Source organism: Amycolatopsis sp. MJM2582, assembly GCF_000754115.1.
In the GTDB taxonomy this organism is placed as follows: Bacteria; Actinomycetota; Actinomycetes; order Mycobacteriales; family Pseudonocardiaceae; genus Amycolatopsis; species Amycolatopsis japonica.
In genome coordinates, this window is the sequence record NZ_JPLW01000003.1 from 134,302 (window position 1) to 149,458 (window position 15,157).

Below are 15,157 nucleotides of genomic sequence, written 5' to 3' on the forward strand. Positions count from 1 at the left end.
GTGGTCCCTATGCTGGAGACATGGGGCAGAACAGGGAAGTAGTGGTCACCGGCGGCGGAACGGGAATCGGCTACGCGGTCGCGGCGGCCTTCGCCGCGCGAGGTGATCGGGTGACGATCACCGGCCGCCGCGTGCAGGTCCTCACCGAGGCCGCCACGTTGCTCGGCGCGCACCCGGTCCCGTTCGACGCGGCCGATCCGGCGGCGGTGGAACGCGCACTGGCCGACCTGCCGGAGCGCGTCGACGTCCTAGTCAACAACGCGGGCGGGAACACCGACTTCCGCGGCGGGCAGGCCGAAGACCTGAAGTCGTTCGCCGCGAACTGGCAGGCGAATCTCGACGCGAACGTCTTCACCGCCGTCCTGGTCACCCGTGCCTTGCGGGAAAGGTTCGCCGACGGGGCGCGGATCGTCACCATCGGCTCGATCGCCGCGCGCACCGGGGCGGGTTCCTACGGTGCCGCCAAAGCCGCGCTGGAGGCGTGGAACGTCGACGTGGCAAGGGAATTCGGGCCGCGCGGGATCACCGCGAACATCGTCGCGCCCGGGCTGGTCGGCGACACCGAGTTCTTCCAGGGCAAGCTCTCCGACGAGCGCCGGGCGTGGCTGATCGGCAACACGCTGACCAAACGCGCCGGCGAGCCCGCGGACGTCGCCGAAGTGGTCGCCTTCCTGGCGAGCCCGGAGGCGCGGCACGTCACCGGGCAGATCGTCCACGTCAACGGCGGCGCGCACCTCGGCCGTTAAGCGCCGGGCGTGACCTTCAGCAGTTTGTCGTCCTGGCCTTCCGAAGTGGTGATGTAGAGGGCGCCGTCCGGCCCGCCGCGGACGGCGCGCAGCCTGCCGAACTTGTCGTCGAACTCCGGCGGCAGCGTCACTTCGGTGACCTTGCCGGAGTCGTCGAGGCGGAACAGCAGGAGTTTCTGTCCCTTCAGCGCCGTCACGGCGAGCGAACCTTCGAGCGCTCCCCACTGCGAGCCGGTGAGGAACTCGGCGCCGCAGATCGCCTCGGTGATCTCGCCGGTCGTCCACAAAGGACTGACGGCGTCCGGGAAACGCTGCTTGTCCGTCATCGGGACGCTTTCGTCGTAGCTGGTCTCGGTGCCGCCCTTGGACGGGTCCCAGCCGTAGTTCCCGCCCGCGGTCTCCAGGTTGACCTCGTCGTCGATGGTCGGCCCGTGTTCCGCGGTGAACACCTGCCCGGTGCCCGGGCGGACCGTGACGCCTTGGACGTTGCGGTGCCCGTAGGTGAACACGCGCTGTTCGTTCGGGTTCGCGGATTTCGCGAACGGGTTGTCCGGCAACGCGTTCCCGGTCTTCGCGTCGACGCGCAGCACCTTGCCGCCGAGGCTCGTCCGGTCCTGCGGGTGCTGCGGGCGGGCGGTGTCGCCGGTGCCGACGAGGAGCGCGCCGTCCGCGCCGAACGCGGGACGGCAGCCGGAATGCCTGCCGCTGGGGTTCACCGGCAGCCCGGTCAGCAGGTCCTTGACCTTCGTGGCGCTGGCGCCGTCGTCCGAAAGCCGCCAGGTGACCAGCCGGATGTCGACGGCCTTGTCGCCTTCCTTGTGGGTCTGGCAGGTGATGAACTCGCGCGACGTCGCGAAGTCCTTGCTGATCACCATCCCCATCAGACCGCCTTCGCCGCGTACGTGGACATCGGAGAAGTCCGCGGCGACGTCACGCTTCGCGCCGCCCTCGATCAGGGCCAGCTTCCCGGGGCGCTGGGTGACGAGGATCTTCCCGTCCGGCAGGAAACCGACGTCCCAGCCGTGTTCGAGCCCGGCCGTCACCTGCTCGACCTTCAGCTTCGACACCGCGGGCTTCGAGGTGACCGGCGGCGCGCTCTGCACCGTCTCGCTCGACGCCCCGGAACAGGCCGTGACCAGCAAGGACAGGGAAGCGAACGCGACGACGGCGGAGGTGCGCATGACATCAGCATGCCACCGTGCTCAACCGCCCGCGCGAACCAAACCGCTTTCGTAGGCGAACACGACCGCGTGCACACGGTCGCGCAGCGAGAGCTTCGCGAGGATCCGGCCGACGTGGGTCTTCACGGTCGTCTCCCCGATGTAGAGCTTCGCGGCGATCTCGGAGTTCGTCAGGCCGCGCGCGATGAGCGAGAGGACGTCCTTCTCGCGTTCGGTCAGCGTTTCGAGCCGCGCGCTCTCACCGGCGTCCCGTTCGTCGGCCAGGTAGCGATCGAGCAGCCGTTTCGTCACCGAGGGGGAGACCATCGAATCGCCGCGGAGGACACCTCGGATCGCCACGAGGATCTCGTCGGCGGGCGCGTCCTTGACGAGGAAACCACTGGCACCGGCACGCAACGCGGCATACGCGTACTCGTCGAGGTCGAACGTGGTGATCATCAGGACCCGGGTGTCCGGAAGCGACCGGCAGATCCGCTCGGTCGCCGCGACGCCGTCGAGCACGGGCATCCGGACGTCCATCAGGACCAGATCCGGCCGCAGCTTCTCGGCGGCCTCGACCGCTTCGGCGCCGTTGGTGGCTTCGCCCGCGACGGTCAGGTCGTCCTGGCTGGTGACGATCATCCCCATCCCGACCCGGACCAGTTCCTGGTCGTCGCAGATCAGCACCTTCACCGCCGTCATCCCGCCTCCACCACCAGATTCGCGGCGACCCGGTAGCCACCGTCGCGGGTCGGTCCGGTGTCGAGGGTGCCGTGGAACATCTCGACGCGCTGGGTCATGCCGGCGATCCCCCGGCCGGACGACGGGAGCCGCGGCGCGACGGGTTCGCTCCCGCCCGTGTTCGTCACCTCGATCCGGACGTTCCGGCGGTGGCCGCCCTGGCCGAAATCGATCTCGACCTGGCCGCTCGCGTCCCCCGGCGCGTGTTTGATCATGTTGGTCAGCGACTCCTGGACGATGCGGTACGCCTGCAGCGCGGCGCTCGGCGGCAACCCCTCGGCGTCCCCGGTGACCTGGAGATCCACGTCCCGTCCGCTCGCGCTGACCTGCGCGACCAGGTCGCGAAGCTCCGCGACGGTCGGCTGCGGGCTTCGGGCGGCTTCACCGGCATGGAGGACCTCCAGCAGACGGCGCAGCTCGGCGAGCGCGTCGCGGCCGGCCTTGCCGATCGTGTCGAGTGTCCGGTCGACGACCTCGGGATCCTTGCCGCGCATGAGTTTCGCGCCCTCGGCGTTGATCACGATGACGCTCACGCTGTGCGCGAGGACGTCGTGCAGTTCGCGGGCGATACGGGTGCGTTCCTCGGCGACGGCGGCCCGGGCGCGGGCCTCTTGTTCGGACGCGGCCAGCTCCGCCTTCGTCGCTTCCTCCGCCGAAAGCCGTTGCCGCGCACGGAAGAACTCGCCGAGCGCCCAAGCGGCGACGTGCAACGGGATCGTCGCGCCGATGGCGAGCCAAGTGCCCTGTTCGGTGGTGACTCCCCAGGCGAGACCCCACGTGACGTCGAGGGCGACGATCGCGGCGGCGATCACCGCGGCGAAGCGGCGGTTCCCCGCGCGGACCAGCGTGTAGAGCGCGACGGCCATGGCCAGTTCGCCCCGGCCGCGGTCGTAGGCCCAGAGCTCCGTCGTGTACTGCGCGGTCACCCCGGCGACGATCAGCACCGCGACGATCTCGGGGTGGCGCCGCCGCCAGAGCAGCGGCACGAGGAAGAGGTACGGCACCAGCAGGACGGCCTTGGGGGCCGACGACGATCCTGTCGGCGCGAGGAAGACGAACCACGCGTACAGGGGAAGGTCGGTCACCCACGGGTGGGCGCGGAGCCGGTCGAGCAGCCTTTGCACCGTTCGAACGTAACCCCGCCCGGCACGGGAGCGCGTCGTCCTGGGGTACTCCCGGGGTCCTCCCACGGGAGGACGGAATCGGCCGGCGAAGCCGACGCGGAGCCACGAAACCCGTTCCTAGCGTCGGGAACATGTCGATCACCAGGGAATTCCTCCGCCATCCCGTCCTGACCGGGGCCGTCGCGGCCAGCTCCCCGAAACTCGCGGAGGCCATGACCGCGGGCCTCGGCCTGGAAAGCGCCAGGCTCGTCGTCGAACTCGGCCCCGGGACCGGTGTGTTCACCGGCGCCGTCGTCCGTCGCCTGCCACCGGGCGCGCGGCTGATCGCGGTCGAGATCAATCCGCGGCTGGCGCGGGAACTGCGGTCCCGGCACGGGGACGTCGAGGTCGTCGAGGGGTCCGCCGAAAACCTGATTTCGTATGTGGACGAGGCCGCCGACGTCGTGGTCTCCGGACTGCCGTGGACGGTCATGCCCGGTGAACGGCAGCTTCGGATCCTCGACCAGGTGACGGAGATCCTCGCCCCGCACGGACGGTTCACGACGTTCGCCTACGCGCACGCGGCCTGGACGACACCCGCCCGCCGGTTCGCCGTGGCGCTGCGGGACCGGTTCGCGGTGACCGGCCGGACCCCGCTGGTCTGGCCGAACCTGCCGCCCGCCTTCGTGCACCGCGCGGCGCTGCCACAGAAAGCGGGGAGGCGTCGTGGACAGCCTGCTGCGGCCGCTTCTTGAGTCGCCGCCCGCGCTCGTCTACCTCGTCTGCGGTGCCCTGATCTTCCTGGAGACCGCGCTGCTGCCGGGAATCGTGCTGCCGACGTTGTCCAGTCTGTTGTTGATGGGATTCCTCGCCGGGCGCGGCACGCTCGACCTGCCGCTGGCGTTGACGGTCGCGATCGGTGCAGCCGTGGCGGGTGACCAGATCGCTTTCCTGGAGGGGCGGCGGCTGGGCCCGCGGCTGCGGACCACGCGGTTCGGGCGGCGGTTCGGCCGGGATCGGTGGGAGCGCGTGGAGCGGGCCGTCACCCGGTACGGCGTCCCGGCCGTGATCGCCGGCCGTTGCCTGGCCGGGGTGCGGACCGTGGTGCCGCGTATCGCGGGAGCCGCCGAGATGCCGTACCGGCGGTTCGTGCCCGGGAGTGTCTGCGCGGCCGTGCTGTGGGCGTGCGCGGAGCTGTTCCTGGGCCACGCGGGCGCTTGGGTCAGCGGGTGAGGATCGCCGCCGTCTCGGCGTCGGCGGGGAGGAACGTCTCCAGTTTCAATTCCGAAACCGTGACATCGGCCGCGGTCGCGAACGTCGTGATGGCCGTGATCAGCCGCAGTTCACCCGCGGAAGTGGAGAGGCGCATCGGCACGGCGAAGCCGAGGTGATCGGGCCCGGGCGGACCAGGAGCCGGAACGTAACCTTCGAGTTCGGCCAGCAGCGCGATGAGCCGTTCGTCGGGCGCGTGGGCGATCTCCTGCGTCAACCGTTCCAGGATGTGCCGGGCCCAGTCCGCGAGGTTGCGCACCCTCGGCGCCATCCCCTTCGGGTGCAGCGCGAGCCGCAAGGTGTTGACCGGTTCCTCCAGCAGTTCCGGCGCCACGTCCTCGAACAGCAGGTCGAGCGCGTCGTTGCGGGCGACGAGCACGCCGTAGCGGTCGACCACGATGGCCGGATACGGGCGGTGCCCGTCGAGCAGCCGCCGCATACCGTCGAGGACCGGCCGCAGGCTCGGATCGTCCAATTCGGTTTCGGGGAAACCGGGGGCGAACCCGGCGGCGAGCAGCAGGCCGTTGCGTTCACGCAGGGGCAGTTCGAGCGATTCGGCGACCCGCAGCACCAGGCCGCGGCCGGGGATCGACCGGCCGCCTTCCAGGAAACTCACGTGCCGTTGCGTGGTCCCGGCCCGGATCGCCAGCTCCAGCTGGGAAAGCCGCCGTCGTTCGCGCCAGCCCCGGAGCGCGGGGCCGAATCCGGAAACCATGGCGTCATCTTGGCCGAGACGTCGTCGGCGTCGCCATTCCCTCGAAGGAATTGAGACGATTCCCCGCCGCGGAGATGCTTCCGGCATGAAATTCGGTCTGGTCGTCCCCAGTTATCGGTCCACCCTCGACGCCGGGCGCACCGCGCCGGAAATGGTCGCCGTCGCGGTCGAAGCCGAACGCCTCGGCTTCGATTCGGTCTGGGTCGGGGACACGCTCGCGAAGGCGCCCATCGATTCCTTGACGTTGCTCGGCGCGTTCGCCGCCAGAACCGAGCGGGTCACCCTCGGCACCGCCGCGCTGCTGCCGGCGTTGCGGGATCCGCTCCTTTCCGCGAACGCGATCCTCTCGCTCGACCTGCTCAGCCAGGGCCGCGTCACGCTCGGCGTCGGTGCCGGATTCGCGGGTCGCAGCGAACCCGAATTCGCCTTCACCCGGGTCCCGTGGGAACGCCGCCGCGCCCGCCTCGACGACATCGTCGCGTTGTGGCGGCACGTGTGGAGCGGGAAGAGCGGCCCGTTCCACGGCGAGGTGCTGCACTACGACGCCCTGCCGGAGTACCCGGAACCGCACCGTCCCGGTGGCCCGCCGGTGTGGCTGGCCGCCTTCACCCCGGGCGCGCTGAAGCGTGCGGGACAGCTCTACGACGGCTGGTTGCCGTATCCGCCCGACGTCGCGGACTACACCGACGGCCTCGCGAAGATCCGCGAAACGGCCGTACGCCCCGTGACGCCGGCGCTGTTCGCGACAGTGCTCATCGAGGATGACCCGATCAGGGCACGCGAGCGGCTGGAGGACTACGCACAGCGGAACTACGGCGTCCCGCTGGACTTCGTCGAGAAGATCCAAATGCTGGTCGCGGGCAGCCCGGAGCAGGTCGCCGACCGGTTGCGCGAGTACCAGGACGCGGGTGCCGAACACCTGCTGATCCGCGTCGCGACGCAGGAACCGGCCGAGTTCGACGAGCAGCTCCCGAAGGTCTTCGACGCCCTGCCCCGGTAATCGCGCGGCGGACTGTCGGTGCCCCCACGTAGGCTGGGACGGTGACAAACGCTCCATTGTCCGGACTCCTTCATTCCATCCTTCCCGATCCGGCCCTTCGCGGGGTCGTGGAGCGGGCCGGTGCCCCGGTGCTCGAACTCCAGGGCGCGATCGCCACCCGCCAGCTGGTCGCCGGTGCCCTCGCCGCGGACGAGGGCGCCGGCCGCCCCGTGCTCGCGGTGACCGCCACCGGCCGCGAGGCGGACGAATTGACCGCTTCCCTGAAGTCGTTCCTCGGCGAAGGCGCCGTCGTCGACTTCCCGTCCTGGGAGACGCTGCCGCACGAGCGGCTGTCCCCGCGGGCGGACACCGTCGGGCGGCGGCTGGAGGTGCTGCACCGGCTCAAGACGGGCTCGGACGGTCTGCGCGTCGTCGTCGCGACCGTCCGCAGCCTGATCCAGCCGATGGCGCCCGGGCTCGGTTCGCTCGCGCCGATCGACCTGGTCGTCGGCGAGGAGCAGAGTTTCGAAGGGCTGCTGGATCGGCTGGTCGAGCTCGCGTACACGCGGGTGGACATGGTCGAGAAGCGCGGCGAGTTCGCCGTGCGCGGCGGCATCCTCGACCTGTTCGGGCCGACGGCGCAGCATCCGGTGCGGGTCGAGTTCTGGGGCGACGAGGTCAGCGAGATCCGCGCGTTCGCGGTGTCCGACCAGCGGTCGCTGCCGGGGGAGATCCAGCACGTCAGCGCGCCGCCGTGCCGTGAGCTGCTGCTCACCGAGCCGGTCCGCGCGAAGGCCGCCGAGCTCGCGACGACGTACGAGGCGGACGCGCAGCTCACCGAGATGCTCACCAAACTCTCCGGCGGAATCCCCGTCGAGGGCATGGAAGCGCTCATCCCCGTGCTGTGCGAGGGCGAGCTGGACCTGCTGACCGACGCGATGCCCCAGGGCACGCACGTGCTGCTGGCCGATCCGGAGAAGATCCGCGCCCGCGCGGCCGACCTGGTCCGCACGGGGCAGGAGTTCCTCGAAGCGTCTTGGACCACGGCCGCCGCGGGCGGTCAGGCGCCGATCGACCTCGGCGCGTCCGCGTACCGGGACCTCGCGGAGATCGCGAAGCACGCTCAGGAGACGAAGCGCCCTTGGTGGACGCTGACGCAGCTGGCCAGCGACGATCCCGACGTCTACCGCGTCTCGATCGAGGCCGCGCCGAACTATCGCGGCGAGGTCGAGCGCGCGACGACCGATCTGCGCGCCCACACGGCGGCGGGCGGGACGGCCGTGCTCGTCGTCGCCGGGCACGGCACCGCTGCTCGCGCCGTCGAGCAGCTGTCGGCGGGAGATGTCCCCGCGTCGCTCGCCGAAGGCATCACCGGTCCGCTGACGCCGGGCGTCGTGACGGTGACGTGCGGCGGTCTGTCGGACGGTTTCGTCTCGCCGGAGCGCGCCCTCGTGGTGCTGTCCGAATCGGACCTCACCGGCCGCGGCTCGGGCGCCGGAACGTCCACAAAGGACTTCAGCACCAAGATGCCGTCGCGGCGCCGCAACGCCGTCGACCCGCTCGCCCTCAAGGCGGGCGACTACGTCGTGCACGATCAGCACGGCATCGGCCGGTTCGTCGAAATGGTGCAGCGCACCGTCGCGGGCGCGACCCGCGAGTACCTGCTGCTGGAGTACGCCTCCTCCAAACGCGGGCATCCCGGGGACCGGCTGTTCGTCCCGACCGACCAGCTCGACGAGGTCTCCCGCTATGTCGGCGGTGAGCTGCCCACGCTGAACAAACTCGGCGGGTCGGACTGGAAGAACACCAAGGCCAAAGCGAAGAAGGCGGTCAAGGAGATCGCCGCCGAACTCGTGCAGCTCTACGCCGCGCGGCAGGCCGCGCCGGGGCACGCGTTCGCGCCGGACACCCCGTGGCAGGGCGAACTCGAGGACGCCTTCCCGTTCACCGAGACCAACGACCAGCTCGCCGCGATCGACGAGGTCAAGTCGGATATGGAACGCGGCGTCCCGATGGACCGCGTCATCTGCGGCGACGTGGGCTACGGCAAGACAGAGATCGCGGTGCGCGCGGCGTTCAAGGCGGTGCAGGACGGCAAGCAGGTCGCGGTGCTGGTGCCGACGACGCTGCTCGCGCAGCAGCACCTCAACACCTTCACCGAACGGATGAGTTCGTTCCCGGTGAAGATCAAGGGGCTCTCGCGGTTCACTTCGAAGCCGGAGTCGGACGCCATCCTCGAACAGCTCGCTTCGGGCGACGTCGACATCGTGATCGGCACGCACCGCCTGCTGCAGACCGGGATCCGGTACAAGGATCTCGGCCTGGTGATCGTCGACGAGGAGCAGCGGTTCGGCGTCGAGCACAAGGAGCACATCAAGGCGCTGCGGACGCACGTCGACGTGCTGACCATGTCGGCGACGCCGATCCCGCGGACGCTGGAGATGTCGCTCGCCGGCATCCGCGAGATGTCCACGATCCTGACCCCGCCCGAGGACAGGCACCCGATCCTGACCTACGTCGGCGCGTACGACGACAAACAGGTCGGCGCCGCGATCCGGCGCGAGTTGCTGCGTGACGGCCAGGTCTTTTACGTGCACAACAGGGTTTCCTCGATCGAGAAGGCAGCGAAGCGCATTCGCGAGCTGGTGCCGGAGGCGCGCGTCGTCACCGCGCACGGGCAGATGAACGAGGAGAAACTCGAGAAGATCATCCAGGGTTTCTGGGAGAACGAGTACGACGTGCTCGTCTGCACCACGATCGTCGAGACCGGGTTGGACATCTCGAACGCCAACACACTGCTGGTGGAACGCGGTGACCTGCTGGGGCTCGCGCAGCTGCATCAGTTGCGCGGCCGGGTCGGGCGTGGGCGTGAGCGCGGGTACGCGTACTTCCTGTACCCGCCGGAGGCGCCGCTCACCGAGACGGCGCACGACCGGCTCGCGACCATCGCGCAGAACACCGAGCTGGGCGCCGGTATGGCCGTCGCGATGAAGGACCTGGAGATCCGCGGCGCGGGCAACATCCTCGGCGCGGAACAGTCCGGGCACATCGCGGGAGTCGGTTTCGATCTGTACGTGCGGCTCGTCGGCGAAGCGGTCGACGCGTTCCGTCGGCACGCGGGCGCGGAAACCTCCGAAGAGGAGGAGCTCGCCGAAGTCCGCGTCGATCTCCCGGTGGACGCGCACATCCCGCACGACTACGTGCCGGGCGAGCGGCTGCGGCTGGAGGCGTACCGCAAGATCGCGGCGGCTCCCGACCAGGCCGGGCTCGACGCCGTGCGCGAGGAACTGATCGACCGCTACGGTCAGCCGCCCGCCCCGGTGCGGAGGCTGCTCGCGGTCGCCGCGTTCCGGCACACCTGCCGTGCGGCGGGCGTCACCGAGGTCGCCGTCCAGGGCACGTCGATCCGGTTCGCGCCGCTGCCGCTGGCGGATTCGCAGATGGTGCGGCTGAAGCGCTTGTACCCCAAGGCTCTCTACAAGGCGGTGACGAACACGGTCTCCGTGCCGAAGCCGACGGAGGGCCCGGCCGGTGGTCGTATGGGTGCCCCGGCGCTGCGCGACGAGGAATTGCTGGACTGGTGCGCGAAGCTGCTGACGAATCTGATGAAGTCGCCGGCGCCCGTCGCGTGAGCCGAGCTCGAATCGCGACTTATGACCTGGTTCTCTCGCCGGGGCCGGTATGAGAGGGTAGGCCCTGTGATGCGGATCATGGGGCGCCGTCGCGCGCTGGTCGGGGTTCTTGCCGGTTCTCTCCTTCTCGCCGGATGCAGCGCCGGTCCCGGGCAGGTCGGTGCCGCGGTGATCATCGACGGCAAGACCGTTTCGGTGGATCGTGTGCAGCAGCTGATCGACAAGGCCGTCCGTGAGCACCCGTACGGGCAGCAGCTCGCCAGCGAGCACAAGCTCGACCTCGTCGGCCGCGAGATCGTCCGGCAGGAGATCCTGCACGACCTCACCGAGCGTGCCGCTCAGCGGGAAGGCGTCCGGGTCGACGAGTCCCTCGTCGTGAACGCGCTGCAGAACGACCCGCTGGCCAAGCCGATGGAGGCCAACCCGCAGAACGATCCCGCGCTGAGCGTCCAGCAGCTCGTGGCGCGGGTGCGGGACCACCGCGACGCCCTGGTCGACGCGGCGCTGCAGACCCAGCTCGCGATGAAGTACCTCGACAAGCTCACCGTCACGTTCGATTTCAGCTCGGTCTCCTCGACCGACGCCACCGGTGCCGACGCGGACAAGCTGCGTGAGCAGGCGATCGAGAAGGCCAAGAAGTTCGCCGCGTCGCCGAACGCGGCCGCCGAGCTGATCGCGCAGGACCAGCAGACCGCCGACACGCAGGCGGGCACCGGCCAGAAGCTGCCGGCGATGCAGTCGCCCGCGACCGCGGCCACCGTCCTGTTCGGTCTCGAACCCAACACCGTCGCCGCCTTCCAGCCGACACCGCAGCAGCCGCTTTGGGTCGTCGTCGTGGTGCGCGAGCGGGCCGCCGACAAGCCCGTCGCGTCGGATCAGGCCGCGCAGCCGAGCGCTCAGCAGCTGGCCGGAGTGGGTATCCGGCTCCTCCAGCCGTACCTCGACCAGGTCGACCTCAAGGTGAACCCGCGCTACGGCGTGTGGGATGTTGTCGGCATGGACCTCGCGCCCAACGAAGCTTCGAAGAAGGGCATCGTGCTGCCTGTGCACGGTGCCGCGCCGCAAAACCCGTGACCGCTGCCGTCGTCGTGATCGCCCGCGGGGCGACACTGCCCGCCGCGGCACTCCCGATCCTGCGAAGCGGCGCCGCGGTGTACGCGGCTTCCGATGTCGATCCCGACGTTTTCGGGGTGCCCGCGCTCGGTGATACGCAGGCGCGCGACCTCGTACTCATCGCGGGTTCGCGCCGGGAAGCCAAGGCCGCGGCGCTGATCAGGGCGGGCGCGCGGGTGATCGAGGCGCCCGTTCCGCCGCTGGTCGAAGCCGCCGAGGTGATGGACCGCCTGCGTTCGCCGGGCGGATGTCCGTGGGACGCCGTCCAGACCCACGAATCGCTGCGCCAGTACCTGGTCGAGGAGACCTACGAGCTGCTCGACGCGATCGAGGAGGGCGACAGGGCCGCCTTGCGCGAGGAACTCGGCGACGTCCTGCTCCAGGTGCTCTTCCACGCGCGCGTCGCCGTCGAGGACGCGGCCGATCCGTTCGGGATCGACGAGGTCGCGTCCGGACTGGTCGCGAAACTGGTCGGACGTCATCCGCACATATTCAGTGACGCTCCTCGGGTCGAGACCGTCAGCGATCAGAACCTGAAATGGGAAGAACTGAAGCAGGCTGAGAAGAGCCGTCAGTCCATTGTGGACGGCGTCGCGCTCGGGCAGCCCGCCGTGGCGCTCGCCGGGAAGCTCGGCCAGCGCAGCGGCCGGGCCGGGATCCCGCTCGACCTGTTCCCCGACGGCACCGAGGCGGCGGCCCAGCTGTTCCGGGTGGCCGCGACCGCGCGCCGGGCGGGGATCGATCCCGAAGGTGAGCTCCGCGCCGTCGCGAAGCGCTTCGCACGCGACATCCGGGACGCCGAACAGGCTGCCCGGGACGCCGGTCTGGAGCCGACGACGCTGGAGGCCGACGGCTGGCGCAAGTTCTGGCCGAGCTAGATCGTCAGCACGAGTTTGCCCCGGACGCGTCCGGACTCGCTCAGTTCGTGTGCCTTCGCCGCCTGTTCGAGCGGGAGGACCTCGGCGATCGAGACCCGTAGTGAACCGGCGTCGGCCAAAGTGGCGATTTCGGCCAGATCGGTTCCGGACGGGGAGACGTAGAACTCGTCGAAACGGACCCCGAGTTCCGCGGCTTTCCGCCGGACCTCCGTCCGGTCCGGGCCGTGCCCGACGATGTCGATCAGCGAACCGCCCGGTTCGAGTACGTCGAGCGACCGGGGACCGTAATCCCCGGAGATCGGGTCCAGTACGACGTCCACGACCTGCGATTTCGCAAAATCGTCGGCTGTGTGGTCGATGAGTTCGTCGGCGCCGAGGTCGCGCAGGAACGCGTGGTTCGCCGCCCTGGCGGTTCCGATGACGTACGCGCCGCGGGCCTTCGCGATCTGGACGGCGAGGTGTCCGACCCCGCCCGCCGCGGCGTGGACGAGCACCCGGTGCCCCGGTCGGACCGGGAACACCTTGGTGAACGGCTGCCACGCGGTCAGCGCCGCGATGGGGAGCGCGGCAGCCTCGACGTGATTCAGACTTTTCGGTTTCGGTGCGAGCGCGTCTTCGCTGACCGCGACGTACTCGGCGTACGAGCCGTCCGGCGGGAACGTGACGCCGTAGACCTCGTCCCCGGGCTGGAACCGTGTCCCGGCCGAATCGACCACACCCGAGAAATCGAGGCCGACGGTCAGCGGTAGTTCGCCGACGACCAGCCCGTTCCGGATCTTCCAATCGGCCGGATTGACCCCGGCCGCGTGGACGCGCACCAGGACCTGGCCCGCTCCCGGAACGGGCTTTTCGGATTCGGTGAGTTCGAGGACGTCGGGTCCGCCGAAGGAGATTTGCTGGATCTTCCGCATGGAACGAGCATTTCGTGGTCGGTACCTGTTGTGAAGTAGGCACTCCACTGATATCTAGGTACCTCATGGGTACCTTCGACGAGCGGCGGTTGTTCGAGGAATGGGTGGCCGTGCACGGCCGTGACTGCCCGTCCAGGACGGTCATCGAAGTGCTCGCGAACAAATGGGCGCTCTACGTCCTCGGCGCGATCCGGCGCTACGAGCGGCCGATGCGGTTCAGCGAACTTCGCCGATTGCTCGACGGGATCACGCAGAAGATGCTGACCCAGACGCTCCGCTCGCTGGAGCGGGACGGGCTCATCCGGCGCGACGTCTATCCCACCGTTCCGCCGCGGGTGGAGTACGGGCTCACGCCGCTCGGCGTCGACGTCGGCAGGCTGACGAACGCCGTCGCCGAATGGGCCGTCGAAAACGTCGACCAGATCCTCGCTTCACGTTCCGCTTTCGACGAGAAGGCCGCCGAAGCCGTCCGGCCGCTGTGATGCGGAACACAATCGGGTGAGAACCGGTTCGGTGATCTCGGCGTCTTGCCGGATGTGAAGGGAACGGAACCGGACGAAGAGCAGCTCGTCCGCCGCACCGCCAAAGGCGACCGTGCGGCGTTCGAGGAGCTCTACCGCCGCACGTCGCCGTGGCTGGCCGTGCGCCTGCGCCGTCGCTGCGCCGACGAGCAGATCGTCGCCGAGGTGATGCAGGAGACCTACCTCGCGGTCTGGCGCGCGGCCGGTGCGTTCGCCGGTGCGGCCGTCGGCGGAAGTGCCGTCGGCTGGCTGTGGACGATCGCCGCGAGGCGGCTGGTCGACGCCTTCCGCCGACGGGCGAAATTCGCGCAGCCGTTGCCGGTCGCGGAAGCGGCCGTTGCACCCGCGGCCGAAGACGAGGCGCTGGCCGGTGCGGTCGGTGACCACGTCGGTGACGCACTGCGACGGCTCGCTCCCGAACTCCGACAGGTCCTGCAGGCCATGGTGCTCGACGGGCTGACCGTCCGCGAGACCGCGGTGCTGCTCGGCGTGCCGGAAGGAACCGTCAAAACCCGCGCCAGGCGGGCTCGGATCGCGATGCGGGAGGCGCTGTCGTGAACAAGGAACACGTGTCCGAACAGCTCCTCGCGGGTTACGTCCTCGGTGACGACGGCTTGGCCGGTGACGAGGTCTGGGCGGTCGAAGCCCATCTCGAATCGTGCGCGGAATGCCGGGGTCGGTTGTCCGCGATCAGTCTGCCGTCGGTGTCTGCGCTGGTGGACGACGTCTGGGCCGGGCTGGGGCCGAAACTCGCCGAAGCGGGGCCGAGCCCGATGCCGAGGCGGTGGGCCGGACGGCTGCACACCTGGGTGACGCCGGTGATGCTGCCGTGGCTGGCGATGATCCTCCTGATCCCGGCGATCGGTGTCCTGCTGGACGGGGTCGGGTTCACCGGGAGCAAGGGCTACTCGTTCGTCCAGCTGTTCTCGCCGGTCCTGCCGGTGCTCGGGGTGGCGGTGTCGTGGGCGAAGGGGCTCGACCCCGCGTACGAACTCGTCACTTCGACGCCGAGGGCCGGGCTCTACCTGCTGCTCCGCCGGACGACGGCGGTCCTCGCCGTCGTCTTGCCGATCCAGGCCCTTTCGAGCTGGATCGGCGGCGGAGGATTCGGGCTCGGGCTCCTGCCGAGCCTGGCCTTCACCACCGGGACGCTCGCACTCGGCGGGCTGATCGGCGTGGTGCGGGCGGCCTATGTCCTCGCCGGGGTCTGGGTGGCGGTGATCTTGGCGCCCGCGGTGGCTTCGCAAGGGCGTGCCACCGCGCTCGAACCCCGGCTGCTCCCGGTGTGGGGCGCGATCTTCGCGGTGACCGCGGTCGTGGTGGTGCTCCGGCGGAGCGTCTTCGGCCTGCTCACCGGATCCGAACGGTGAACGAAGGGGAGAAACT

General features: G+C 69.9%; 15 protein-coding genes. 10 read left to right on the forward strand and 5 right to left on the reverse strand.

Going from position 1 to position 15,157, the window contains the following annotated elements:
* Positions 1 to 20: 20 nt before the first annotated feature.
* Positions 21 to 746: an SDR family NAD(P)-dependent oxidoreductase gene (locus ED92_RS19345; protein WP_037340661.1), complete on the forward strand. Its 726-nt coding sequence runs from the start codon at positions 21 to 23 to the stop codon at positions 744 to 746.
* Here the strand turns inward: ED92_RS19345 and ED92_RS19350 are convergent.
* From ED92_RS19350 to ED92_RS19360, 3 genes are read right to left on the reverse strand one after another with little or no spacing between them, the layout of a single operon-like run.
* Positions 743 to 1,927, reverse strand: coding sequence for a sorbosone dehydrogenase family protein (locus ED92_RS19350; RefSeq protein WP_037340664.1), 1,185 nt, complete (start codon positions 1,925 to 1,927; stop codon positions 743 to 745). The two genes, ED92_RS19345 and ED92_RS19350, sit on opposite strands and share 4 nt — an antisense overlap.
* A gap of 21 nt (positions 1,928 to 1,948) precedes the next feature.
* Positions 1,949 to 2,608, reverse strand: coding sequence for a response regulator transcription factor (locus ED92_RS19355; protein ID WP_037340667.1), 660 nt, complete (start codon positions 2,606 to 2,608; stop codon positions 1,949 to 1,951).
* Entirely contained in the window at positions 2,605 to 3,771 is a 1,167-nt protein-coding gene (locus tag ED92_RS19360; RefSeq protein ID WP_037340671.1) for a sensor histidine kinase, read from the reverse strand. The genes ED92_RS19355 and ED92_RS19360 overlap by 4 nt, the downstream gene beginning before the upstream one ends.
* Before the next feature lie 131 nt (positions 3,772 to 3,902).
* Here ED92_RS19360 and ED92_RS19365 point away from each other — a divergent pair, with 131 nt between their 5' ends.
* Positions 3,903 to 4,505 (forward strand): class I SAM-dependent methyltransferase, encoded by a 603-nt coding sequence (locus ED92_RS19365; RefSeq protein WP_037340672.1) that lies wholly within the window; start codon positions 3,903 to 3,905, stop codon positions 4,503 to 4,505.
* The gene (locus tag ED92_RS19370; RefSeq protein WP_037340673.1) at positions 4,477 to 4,983 is read left to right on the forward strand and encodes a DedA family protein; all 507 of its coding nucleotides are present in this window, start codon (positions 4,477 to 4,479) and stop codon (positions 4,981 to 4,983) included. Before ED92_RS19365 ends, ED92_RS19370 begins: the two co-directional genes overlap by 29 nt.
* Here ED92_RS19370 and ED92_RS19375 read toward each other — a convergent pair.
* A complete protein-coding gene (locus ED92_RS19375; RefSeq protein WP_037340676.1) occupies positions 4,973 to 5,737 on the reverse strand; it encodes a helix-turn-helix transcriptional regulator in 765 nt (254 codons plus the stop codon). The two genes, ED92_RS19370 and ED92_RS19375, sit on opposite strands and share 11 nt — an antisense overlap.
* An 85-nt stretch (positions 5,738 to 5,822) precedes the next feature.
* Between ED92_RS19375 and ED92_RS19380 the strand changes: the two genes are divergently transcribed.
* From ED92_RS19380 to ED92_RS19395, 4 genes are all read left to right on the forward strand, one after another.
* Positions 5,823 to 6,737, forward strand: a complete 915-nt coding sequence (locus tag ED92_RS19380; RefSeq protein WP_037340680.1) for an LLM class flavin-dependent oxidoreductase — start codon at positions 5,823 to 5,825, stop codon at positions 6,735 to 6,737.
* A gap of 56 nt (positions 6,738 to 6,793) precedes the next feature.
* The gene (gene mfd, locus ED92_RS19385; protein ID WP_037340682.1) at positions 6,794 to 10,348 is read left to right on the forward strand and encodes a transcription-repair coupling factor; all 3,555 of its coding nucleotides are present in this window, start codon (positions 6,794 to 6,796) and stop codon (positions 10,346 to 10,348) included.
* A gap of 69 nt (positions 10,349 to 10,417) precedes the next feature.
* Positions 10,418 to 11,422, forward strand: a complete 1,005-nt coding sequence (locus ED92_RS19390) for a hypothetical protein (RefSeq protein ID WP_037340685.1) — start codon at positions 10,418 to 10,420, stop codon at positions 11,420 to 11,422.
* Positions 11,419 to 12,339: a MazG family protein gene (locus ED92_RS19395; protein ID WP_037340688.1), complete on the forward strand. Its 921-nt coding sequence runs from the start codon at positions 11,419 to 11,421 to the stop codon at positions 12,337 to 12,339. Before ED92_RS19390 ends, ED92_RS19395 begins: the two co-directional genes overlap by 4 nt.
* Here the strand turns inward: ED92_RS19395 and ED92_RS19400 are convergent.
* A complete protein-coding gene (locus ED92_RS19400; protein ID WP_037340690.1) occupies positions 12,336 to 13,250 on the reverse strand; it encodes an NADP-dependent oxidoreductase in 915 nt (304 codons plus the stop codon). The genes ED92_RS19395 and ED92_RS19400 overlap by 4 nt on opposite strands.
* Before the next feature lie 65 nt (positions 13,251 to 13,315).
* On the opposite strand from ED92_RS19400, the gene ED92_RS19405 reads away from it, so the two are divergent.
* Genes ED92_RS19405 through ED92_RS19415 form a run of 3 tightly spaced genes read left to right on the forward strand, consistent with a single transcriptional unit; the run spans position 13,316 to position 15,141 of the window.
* On the forward strand, positions 13,316 to 13,732 hold the full coding sequence (locus ED92_RS19405; protein WP_037340693.1) for a helix-turn-helix domain-containing protein: 417 nt from the start codon (positions 13,316 to 13,318) through the stop codon (positions 13,730 to 13,732).
* Positions 13,733 to 13,786: 54 nt separating this feature from the next.
* Positions 13,787 to 14,329: an RNA polymerase sigma factor gene (locus ED92_RS19410; RefSeq protein ID WP_037340696.1), complete on the forward strand. Its 543-nt coding sequence runs from the start codon at positions 13,787 to 13,789 to the stop codon at positions 14,327 to 14,329.
* A complete protein-coding gene (locus ED92_RS19415; protein ID WP_037340698.1) occupies positions 14,326 to 15,141 on the forward strand; it encodes a zf-HC2 domain-containing protein in 816 nt (271 codons plus the stop codon). Before ED92_RS19410 ends, ED92_RS19415 begins: the two co-directional genes overlap by 4 nt.
* Positions 15,142 to 15,157 lie beyond the last annotated feature (16 nt).